We start from the raw sequence: 1,309 nt of genomic DNA, 5'->3' as shown, positions 1-1,309 counted from the left end.
GCCCCGGCCCATCATCGCGCACCTCCAGCACCAGTCGATCCCCCCGGCGCATGGCTCGCACCCACACGTGCCCCCGAGACGCACGCCGCGAGGTCCCATGCTTGATGGCATTCTCGACGAGCGGCTGGAGCACGAGCGAAGGAACCCGAGCCATCAACGTCTCCGCCTCCGGCTCCAGGTGAGACTCCAGCCGTCCTCCGAACCGAAGCTTCTCGATGCCCAGGTAGCGACGAACCAACTCCAGTTCCTCGGACAGCGGCACCTCGTGGTCCCCGCGGCCCTCCAGGCTGGCCCGCAGCAGGTCCCCCAGTTCCACGAGCGCGTCGACCGCCTCCGGGTTGCGCGACTGGCGCACCAGTCCGACCACGGCGTTCAACGTGTTGAAGAGGAAGTGCGGATCCAACTGGGCACGCAGGGCCTGGAGCCGCGACTCGGCCAACCGCGCCACCAACCGCGACTCCGCCAGCTCCCGCTCCCGCGCCCGGCGCGCCGCGCTCAACGCGGCCCAGGCCGCGAGAAAGAGCAGGTACTCGAAGGACCCCAGCGCCCCGCGCTCCAGCAGGAGCCCTCGCAGCCCCTCGCTGAACGACACACCTCCCGCGTCCCACTGCTCCAACCCCGAGCGCACCAGCGCGAGCAGGAGCGCATGCAGCAGCACGAAGCCACTGCCTAGCGCCACCAACAGACCCAGGTCGCGGCCCCTGGGAGATGCATCCCGAGTCACCCGGCCGAAGGTGGCCAGCATCAAGGGCCCCAGCAGCGCCCAGACGCTGTAGGGCACCATGGCCAGCGCCAGCTTGAAGCCGAACGCCCGAGGCTCGCGGGCATACGCGCCCACCGCATTGGGCAGCGCGGCGAGCAGCCCCACGGCCATGCCGAGCAGCCACATGCGCCCGGGAGACAGGGCACGCGTGGCGCCCCCCACCGGGCCTCGCGCGGCCATCACCTCCCCCGGGTTCACGGCATCCCTCGCGGCCACGGCGAAGCAGCGTAGCGGAAGCGCCTGGTTTCGAGAGCCCCCCACGAAGCGAAACAGCGCCTTCGGCTATGCTGCGCGCGCTCCGTGAACAGGACCACTCCGGGCCACGAGCCCGATGAACCCCGCCCGCCGTCTCCCTCCTCGTCCCAGGTGCGCTCCGGCACGCTGTACGCCTTGGACGACTCACCCGACACCACCCCTCCGAGCCAGACCGCGCGAGGCGCCCGTGTCACGGGTGTCGGCACCGCCGTGCTCGTGGCCCTGGGACTCGCCGTCCCCGGCGTGGCCGCGTTCCTGCTCCGACCCGCTCCCACGGCACCTGCCCCCTCC

The 1,309-nt window shown here is 71.7% G+C and carries 2 protein-coding genes; one reads left to right on the top strand and one right to left on the bottom strand.

Going from position 1 to position 1,309, the window contains the following annotated elements:
• On the bottom strand, positions 1 to 961 hold a 961-nt coding region (locus tag HUW62_RS47275; RefSeq protein ID WP_176438191.1), incomplete at its 3' end, for a histidine kinase.
• Positions 962 to 1,063: 102 nt separating this feature from the next.
• Between HUW62_RS47275 and HUW62_RS48300 the strand changes: the two genes are divergently transcribed.
• Positions 1,064 to 1,309, top strand: a 246-nt coding sequence (locus HUW62_RS48300; protein WP_217911995.1) for a hypothetical protein, incomplete at its 3' end; no start/stop codon positions are given.

Source organism: Myxococcus sp. AM011 (assembly GCF_013372595.1).
Taxonomy (GTDB): Bacteria; Myxococcota; Myxococcia; order Myxococcales; family Myxococcaceae; genus Myxococcus; species Myxococcus eversor.
The sequence above is the reverse complement of the archived record's forward strand: the minus strand, read 5'-3'. Positions and strand labels throughout refer to the sequence as shown.